Origin of the sequence: Hydrogenophaga sp., assembly GCF_031426985.1 — a bacterium.
Lineage (GTDB): Bacteria > Pseudomonadota > Gammaproteobacteria > Burkholderiales > Burkholderiaceae_C > Hydrogenophaga.
The window spans coordinates 67,742-75,599 of the sequence record NZ_JASJOY010000070.1; the positions used below are offsets into that span (position 1 = coordinate 67,742).

8 protein-coding genes are annotated in these 7,858 nt (G+C 66.0%); 1 reads left to right on the top strand and 7 read right to left on the bottom strand.

From position 1 onward, the window contains the following. Positions 1 to 5 precede the first annotated feature (5 nt). The 7 genes from RMP09_RS09720 to RMP09_RS09750 all read right to left on the bottom strand — a co-directional run bounded on the left by RMP09_RS09720 (position 6) and on the right by RMP09_RS09750 (position 6,139). Positions 6 to 851, bottom strand: a complete 846-nt coding sequence (locus tag RMP09_RS09720; RefSeq protein WP_310565780.1) for an alpha/beta fold hydrolase — start codon at positions 849 to 851, stop codon at positions 6 to 8. A 145-nt stretch (positions 852 to 996) separates the two neighbouring features. Continuing rightward, positions 997 to 1,494, bottom strand: coding sequence for a cupin domain-containing protein (locus RMP09_RS09725; RefSeq protein ID WP_310565792.1), 498 nt, complete (start codon positions 1,492 to 1,494; stop codon positions 997 to 999). A 248-nt stretch (positions 1,495 to 1,742) separates the two neighbouring features. Further along, on the bottom strand, positions 1,743 to 2,495 hold the full coding sequence (locus RMP09_RS09730) for an SDR family oxidoreductase (protein WP_310565781.1): 753 nt from the start codon (positions 2,493 to 2,495) through the stop codon (positions 1,743 to 1,745). A gap of 5 nt (positions 2,496 to 2,500) precedes the next feature. After that, on the bottom strand, positions 2,501 to 3,271 hold the full coding sequence (locus tag RMP09_RS09735) for an ABC transporter permease (RefSeq protein ID WP_310565782.1): 771 nt from the start codon (positions 3,269 to 3,271) through the stop codon (positions 2,501 to 2,503). Between the two features lie 34 nt (positions 3,272 to 3,305). Then, positions 3,306 to 4,304 (bottom strand): ABC transporter substrate-binding protein, encoded by a 999-nt coding sequence (locus tag RMP09_RS09740; protein WP_310565783.1) that lies wholly within the window; start codon positions 4,302 to 4,304, stop codon positions 3,306 to 3,308. 53 nt (positions 4,305 to 4,357) lie between these two features. Then, entirely contained in the window at positions 4,358 to 5,170 is an 813-nt protein-coding gene (locus RMP09_RS09745) for an ABC transporter ATP-binding protein (protein WP_310565784.1), read from the bottom strand. A 150-nt stretch (positions 5,171 to 5,320) separates the two neighbouring features. After that, a complete protein-coding gene (locus RMP09_RS09750) occupies positions 5,321 to 6,139 on the bottom strand; it encodes an FRG domain-containing protein (RefSeq protein WP_310565785.1) in 819 nt (272 codons plus the stop codon). Positions 6,140 to 6,911: 772 nt separating this feature from the next. Between RMP09_RS09750 and RMP09_RS09755 the strand changes: the two genes are divergently transcribed. Beyond that, positions 6,912 to 7,619, top strand: coding sequence for a SapC family protein (locus tag RMP09_RS09755; RefSeq protein WP_310565786.1), 708 nt, complete (start codon positions 6,912 to 6,914; stop codon positions 7,617 to 7,619). The last annotated feature ends 239 nt before the right edge of the window (positions 7,620 to 7,858 follow it).

Below are 7,858 nucleotides of genomic sequence, written 5' to 3' on the forward strand. Positions count from 1 at the left end.
GGGGGTCACTCGGCGGGTTGGAGGGGAACCAGCCCCGTCAAGGCGTTGACGGCGTCCGCAGCTTCAAGCGGGCAGGCATGACCGACCGGTCCCAGGTCGTGCCGATCTTGCCCGACGCTGCGCGCCACGGCCTGACAGGCCGCGGGCGGGGTGATGGTGTCGGCGCTGCCACTGGCCACCTGCACCGGGCACTTGACCTGTTGCAGGTCGGCCAGCAGGTCGCCCTGGTCGAGCAGCCGTGCGGCCTGGGTGTAGCCGCCCACGTGGACGCGTGCCATGGTTTCGCGCACGGCGTCCACCAGCGCGGTGGGCGCAGCGGGCGAGAGCATGGCCGCGCCGCGCGCCTGGGCCATGCCTTGCGGGCCGAGCCGGGCCAGCAGGGCCAGCCGGCCGCCCAGCTTTTCGGCGCGTTCGGCCGCCGGGGCCTGGCCGTACCCGCGGGCCGGCGCCAGCAGCAGCAGCCGCTGCACACGGCCCGGCCGCAGCAAGGCGGCCCGCGCCACCATGAGCGCGCCCAGCGAGTGGCCCACCAGCGTGACGGGGGTGCGCACATCCAGCGCGTCCAGCCAGGCCCACAGGCGCGTGGCGTAGTCCGTCGCGTCCGGTGCCACGGGGACCAGCGGCGTGCTGTCGCCATAGCCTGGGGCGTCCCAGGCCAGCACCCGCACGGCCGGGTGGGCCTGCGCCGCCGCCAGTTGGAACACCCAGCTGCCCGACGCCGAGCCGATGCCGTGCAGCAGCACATGCGTGACCGTCGCGGCCGGGCCGGCCTCGCGGTACGCCACGCGCACGCCACCGCCCAGCTCGGCGAGCCGGACGGGGTGCTGCAACAGGCGGTCGGAAGGGGTCATGGGAAAAGATGGGAGGCGACGTGAGAAGGATGGGGTCCAGAGGTGCCGTGGAACCGGCTTCGCCGGGCCACTGGCGCCGTCCCCCCTCGAAGCGTCGAAGGCGCGCCACAGAGGGGGGAAGCCGCGCAGCGGCGCAGGGGGGTGTTCACCGCCTTATCTTGGCCAGCGGCGAATCCGGCGGGTAGGTCGGTGTGATCGGCTTGGGCGAACCCAGCATCACGCACATCAGCGCGTCTTCGTCGCCGACGTTGTGTTCCTCGCGGTACACCCCGGGCGGCACGGAGATCAGGTCGCGTTCACCGACCACGGCCTCCCAGCGCTGGCCGTCTTTCTCACAGATCACCTTCATGGCGCCGCGCATGACGAAGAAGATTTCTTCCACGTCGTAGTGGATGTGCGAGGGGCCGATGTTGCCGGCCGGGATCACCATGGTCGAGAAGGTGAAATGGCCCGCGGGCACGGTGTTGCCGTCGGTGGCCACGCCGGTGCCGCCGGTGCCCACGTAGCGCATCTGGGCGCGGCGGTACTTCGGGTCGAAGTCGGCCTGGAACTTCAGCGCGTCCCAGTCGTAGCGGCGGGTGGACTTGCGCGCCACGCGCGTTTCCATCCACTCGGCAAAGCTCTGGCCGGGCTGCGGCCCCATGCCGGCCTGGATCTCGGCCTCGGGCGGGATGTTGGCGTCCATCAGGCCGCGGTCGTTGAACCGCGGCTCGTTGGCGGCGAGGGTCTGGGTGGAAACGGTTGCGTTCATGGGGTCCTCTCGGTGGGTGTTGGGGACGGGGTGTGTGCGGTGTCGGGTCGCGCAACACCGCGGAGCCGGCTGTGCCGGGCCGCTGGTGCTGCCTGCTGGAGGGGGTGACGGGCGGAGCCCGGCGCGGGGGTGTTCATGGTTCAGTGCATGACGAAGCCGCCGTTGACCGGCAGCAACTGGCCGGTGACGAAGCCGGCGCTGCGCGTGAGCAGGAAAAGCGCGGCGGCGTTGACGTCATCGGGGACCTGGGGACGCTGGATGGCGCGCCCCTGCAGGTAGTGGTCGTGCCGGGCCTGCGGGATGTATTCGGTGGCCTCGACCAGCGTGAGGCCCGGGGCGATGGCGTTGACGGTGGTGCCGTCTGCGCCCAATTCACGTGCCAGCGAACGCGTCATGGCGATCACCGCACCCTTGCTGGCCGTGTAGGCGAGCAGGCGCGGGGCGCCCCACAGTGCGGTGTCGGACGCGATGTTGACCACGCGCCCGCTGCCGCTGGCGGCCAGGTGCGGGCGGGCGGCCGCGGTCACCAGCCAGGTGCCGCGCACGTTCACGTCCATCACGCGGTCCCAGGTGTCCACGGTCAGCTCGTCCAGGCCTTTGCCGCCCGAGTTGGTGATGGCCGCGTTGTTGATGAGACCGTCCAGCCCGCCCAGGGCGGCGGCTGCCGCGGCCACACCGTCGTGGATGGCGGCCGGGTCCATCAGGTCCATGGGCACGTAGTGCGCGGCGGCGCCCAGCTCGGTGGCCAGGGCCTGGCCGCGCTCGTGCAGCACATCGCTGATGACCACCCGCGCGCCGGCGGCCACCAGGGCGCGGGCAAAGCTTTCGCCCAGCCCGCGGGCCGAGCCGGTGACCAGCACGCGCCGGCCCTGCAGTTGGATTTCTCGGGTCATGGGCATCAGCGTTGTGCGGAGGGCAGGTAGTGCAGCACGCGCTTTTCGGCGATCACCACGGCGTAATACGCCACGATGCCGATCACGGTGAGCGCGCCGATGACCACGAACACGCCGGCCGTGTTGCCCTGGCCTTCGAAGAACGTGAGCAGGTAGCCCAGCCCCATGTTGCCGCCGACCAGTTCGCCCACCACCACGCCGATCACCGCCAGCGTGCTGGCGATGCGCAGGCCCGAAAACAGCGGCGGCAAGGTGGTCGGGAACTCGACCATGTGGAAGATCTGGAACCGGGTGGCCGAGAACGAGCGGGCGAGGTTGGTCAGGTCGCCGTCCATGGCGCGCATGGCCGACAGCACGTTGATCAGCACCGGGAAGAACACGATCAGCACGGCCACCAGGATCTTGGGGTACATGGTGTAGCCCAGCCACATCACGAACAGCGGCGCAAACGCCACCTTGGGTGCGATCTGCAGCGCCAGCAGGTAGGGCGATAGCACGGCTTCGACACGGGGCGAGACGCCCAGTGCGTAGCCGATCAGCGCGCCCAGCAGGGACCCGAGCACGAAGCCGATCACCACCTCGGCGGCCGTGATGCCGGCGTGCCAGAGCAGGCGCTCGGCTTCCCAGATGCGCGCGCCCTCGGCCACCACGGCCGACAGCGGCGGCAGCACGAATTCGGGCATGCCGACCAGGCCGGGGCCGTACTCCCACAGGACCAGGAAGACCACCAGAACGCCGAAGCTCCAGGCGGCGGTGACCAGTTTTTCTTTGTGCACGTCAGGACTCCGTCTCGTCACGCAGCGTGGCCGCTCACTTGCCCACGAACTGGTTGGTGTAGAGGTCCTTGAGCGGCGTCTCCTTGGGCACCACACCATTGGTCACATAGAACTTCTGCAGCTCGCCCAGGCGCGCTTCGTCCATCATCCCGGGCACCTTCTGGCCGGCGTAGACGTATTTGTTGTAGAGCTCGAAGGCCTTCAGGATGCTGGCCTCCTTGCCCTTGTGCGCCGGCACATGGTTCACATAGGCGGCGGTCGCGGCCTTGGGGTCGGCCATGATGTCTTTCATGCCCCTGAGCGTGGCGCGCACCAGCTTCTGGACCAGCTGCGGGTCTTTCTGGATCACCTCGTCCGAGGTCAGGATGGCCTGCGCCATGCTCTTGAAATAGATGTCGGCCGGCAGGATGTCCACCTGTGCGCCGGCGTCCATGGCGCTGACGGTCCAGTCCGGCACGCCGGCCATGGCCGTGGCCTTCTTGGCGGCGAACTGCTGCCACACGCCCGCCGGGCCGGCGGCCTGGATGTTCACGTCGTTCTTGGTCAGGCCGACCTTGCTGAGCATGCCCAGCAGCGCGTAGTAGGTGGTGTCGGTGTAGGCCAGCACGGTGACCGTCTTGCCCTTGAGCTCGCGCGGGCTTTCGATGCGTTCGTCCTTGTGGCTGACCAGCTGGGTCAGCGAGCCCGAACCCAGCACCGCCACCGCCTTGACCGGGATGCCCTGGGCGCGCGCGATGATGGGGGTGTCGCCGATGGCGCCGCCGATGACCGCGTTGCCGGCGCCGATCTGCTTGGCCACGTCCACGCCGCCGCGCGCGGTGACGAAATTCACCTTCAGCCCCTCCTGCTCGTAGTAGCCCTTGGCCTGCGCCAGCATCCACGGGCCGAAGGCCGGCAGCGTGCCGGGGGCGGGCAGCAGGTAGGTCACCTCGCGCAGCTGCGCCTGCGCCGCCAGCGGCGCGGCCAGGGCGGTGGCGGCCAGCAAGGCCAGGCAGGTGCGGCGGGTGCCGGCGAGGGTTTTCGAAAGCTTCATGGTCGTCTCCGGAGTTGTCGTGAGAAGCGGTGGGAAAGGGGGGGGGCGCGCGGTCAGTGCACGTTGGCGTTGGCGTCGAGCTTGAGCAGGTCCATCAGGCGGGCCACGTAGTCACCGACGTCGTGGTGCTTGCGTCGCTGCATGGGGTTGTCGCGGCCGGGGATGTCCACCACGATCTCTTCGACGATGGTGCCGGGGCGCTCGCTCATGACCAGGATGCGGTCGGACAGCGCCACGCCTTCGGCCAGGTCGTGCGTGATGAACAGCACCGTCTTGCCGTGCTCTTGGACGGTGCGGGCCAGGTCCTGCTGCAGGATCATCTTGGTCTGCGCATCCAGGGCCGAGAACGGTTCGTCCATCAGCAGCACCAGCGGGTCCACCGCCAGGGTGCGTGCCATGGCGGCGCGCTGGCGCATGCCGCCCGAGAGCTGGTTGGGGTAGTGGGCTTCAAAGCCCTTGAGGTGGCACTGGGCCAGGAGGCGGGTCGAAATGGCCCGCCGTTCGGCCGCTTTGACGCCGCGCAGCTCCAGCCCGAATTCGACGTTCTGGGCGATGGTGCGCCAAGGCATCAGCAGGTCTTTTTGCAACATGAACGCCACGTGCATGTTCGGCCCGGACACCACCTCTCCACCCACTTTGACCGTGCCGGCCGATGGCTTGGACAGCCCGGCGCCCATGTTCAGCAGGGTGCTCTTGCCGCAGCCCGATGGGCCGATGATGGACACCACCTCGCCCGGCGCGATGGACAGGCTCACGCTCCGTGCCGCCAGCACATCGGGTGCCCCGTTGCGACCCGGAAAACGTTTGTCCACCCCGATGAACTCGATCGCGGGGGTATCAGGAGATGTTTGGGGTGTGGCCGGCATGATTCGTTTTATAGAAGAAACGATGATTCATTACGGAATCAATCGTAAACCCAATCACGGGATCGGGCCCATACCCGACCAATCTACAGGGATATGCGTGGGCTCAGGTCAGCGCGGACGTGAGCCCGCTCGGGGCGCCGGGGCGCAACGTCAGCGTGGCGCCGCGTCTTCGCCCGCCGGGCGGTGTTGGTAGTCTTCGATCAGCCGGTCCCACACCATTTCCAGTTCGTAGCCGCTGGCCCGGGCGAGCCCCTCCAGATCGGGAAACAGCGAGGCGTAGGTCACGTTCATGCGGTACAGCGCCGCCAAGGCTTCGTGCCGCATTTCGATGGGCAGCACATACTTGGTCAGCAGCTCGGTGTGGGGGTCGTAACTGTCCAGCAGTTGTTCGAGGGGCAGGTCGATGCGTCCCGGCACCACAAACAGGCCCGACTGCGCCACCAGGCGGCGGTCCATCTCGGCGGGCTCGCCGAACCAGATCACGGGGTTCACGTTGGGCCAGAAATAACGCTCAAAGTGGCCGTCGATTCGGGGATCGATGACGTCGCGCGTCAGATGGGGGGTCGATTGCGGCGCGGTCGACCACAGCCGGGGCGTGTTCAGTGCGTACACCGCCGCGTCCGAGGAGGCCTGCTCCAGCGCAAAAAAGGCGGCCACATAGGGCGATTTGGAAAAGTCGAGCAGGCGGGTCGGCGCACCATGATGTTGCATCAGGGACAGGCTGCGCAGATCGTCTCGCAGAGGGTGCTCGTCGCGCAGGTAGTTGTGTGCTTTGCGTCGAAAGATGCGCAACGCCCGCATTTCGCGCAGGGGCCAGAGACTGCGGTCAGGGCAGTAAGCCAGCAGGCGCCGGGCCAACGATGTCATCAACGGCCAGTTGGCCGAGATCTCGCCCCGGAATGCCCACCCGTTCAGGCGCTCAGTTTCCTCGACAAACGCTTTCCAGTGGGTCAGGCGAACAACGCGCATGGCTATCGACGACTCGTTAAGGGCTGTGGGCGAGCCAGTGTATGCCGCTGGGAGGTCCCGAGCATGGGGGCGCAAGCTCTTCCGATCCGCTTGTGAAATGGAATGGGCCGTGCACCGGATCGGTCAACAGACACCCAGACGATCCCCGATCCTTGTTTGTGCGGCTGCTTTTCGCCGTTCTTCTATCCAGGGCCGCCGGACTTTCGTCCCTATCCCACGGGTCGATCTGTTCAGAGGACTGGCCGGATCCAGCCCAGACGGCATTGCCGATGCGGCGCAGCTTCGTGTGGCGCCGCACCGCGGCAAGTTCAATGTGGTGCGGGAGGCTTGCGCCACACACGACCGCCTTGCGCGCGTTGCCTCCAATGGGCGTGACCCGCACACCCGCCAGGTGGCGGCTTCCAGACGAAATGTCCGAGACCATGGCGCCGCTTGCATGAAGGTTGGAATCCGCCGCTTTTTTGCCGAAAAGGGTGTGGTGATCAAAAGACCATCGCCCTGAGAACGGTTGCCACAGACGGCTGGATAAGAGCCCGGAGGCATCAAACAACTGGAAACGTCAATCCCCGGATGCAGAGCGTGATGGGGCTCGCAGCGACGGTAGTTTTATCGATTTTCTGTTCATTGAAGCTCGCAAACCCTTGATTTATCGGGGTTTTTTCATGGTATGTTGCAGGAGCGATTTTCCCAGTTTCGCGTTTCAAAATGTTAATGGTTTTGTTTTAGTTCTTATCCAAAAAAGGGTCCGACCATGTATAAAAACCTAGTGCCAGTGAACAAGGCTCGCCACGCCAACAAAAAAGTTCGTCAGGTTCAGGGCTTCGGCTTTGCCTCTGAGTTTCATATCGCTTCCATCATGGTTCACGAGTTCGCTCGTGCGGCGTCCATCTACCCCGTGGTGTTCTTGGAAGACAAGAAGGAAGACAGCTTCCGCCCGGTGGTGCTGATGGGATTGGATGCAGGTGAGAACCTGTTTGTGGGCGAAGACGGCAAATGGCAGGCCTCCTACGTCCCCGCCATCATCCGCCGCTACCCGTTTGCCCTGGCCAGTTCCGGGGAAGAGGGCAAATTCACGGTCTGTATCGATGAAGGCAGCGAGCTGATCAGCGACACCGAGGGCGTCGCCTTGTTTGACGACAAGGGTGAACCTGCCGAGCCGCTGGAAAACGTCAAGCGCTACCTGGGCGAACTGCAGCAAATGGACGTCTTCACGCGCGAATTCTGCAAAAACCTGGCCAGCCACAACATGTTCACGCCGCTGAACATGCGCGTTCGTCAAGCCGACAAAATCAAAAACATCAACGGCTGCTACGTGCTCAACGAAGAACGTCTGAACTCGCTGTCCACCGAAGGTTTCGTTGAACTGCGAGAGAAGCGTTATTTGCCCGCCATTTACGCCCACCTGGTCTCGCTCGCGCAAATCGAACGCCTGATCATGCTGAAGGACGATCGCCTGGCGGCGATGGCCGAGGCTTCGTAAGCCGTCCATGACCTGATGCCACACCGCGCCCTGCCGGTGTGGCGATTTGTTTTTCGCCCCTCAGAAAAGTCACTTGTATGAAACCGTTCTGGCCGACTTGGAATCGTCCCCGCAATGCCATGCGTGGTCGTAGCAAACACTCGCCTGGTCAGTCGGTCAGAGGTGGTCCCAATGGGGGGCTTCGGGCCGAGGTGGCGCGCATTCGTGACGCCTACCGCGTGGAGGCGTTGGAGCCCAGG

What these genes read in the sequence shown, in the direction of transcription:
- RMP09_RS09720 (WP_310565780.1), bottom strand. Translation starts at nt 851, where the DNA reads ATGACCCCTTCCGACCGCCTGTTGCAGCACCCCGTCCGGCTCGCCGAG.
- RMP09_RS09725 (WP_310565792.1), bottom strand. Translation starts at nt 1,494, where the DNA reads ATGGGGCCGCAGCCCGGCCAGAGCTTTGCCGAGTGGATGGAAACGCGC.
- RMP09_RS09730 (WP_310565781.1), bottom strand. Translation starts at nt 2,495, where the DNA reads ATGACCCGAGAAATCCAACTGCAGGGCCGGCGCGTGCTGGTCACCGGC.
- RMP09_RS09740 (WP_310565783.1), bottom strand. Translation starts at nt 4,304, where the DNA reads ATGAAGCTTTCGAAAACCCTCGCCGGCACCCGCCGCACCTGCCTGGCC.
- RMP09_RS09745 (WP_310565784.1), bottom strand. Translation starts at nt 5,170, where the DNA reads ATGCCGGCCACACCCCAAACATCTCCTGATACCCCCGCGATCGAGTTC.
- RMP09_RS09750 (WP_310565785.1), bottom strand. Translation starts at nt 6,139, where the DNA reads ATGCGCGTTGTTCGCCTGACCCACTGGAAAGCGTTTGTCGAGGAAACT.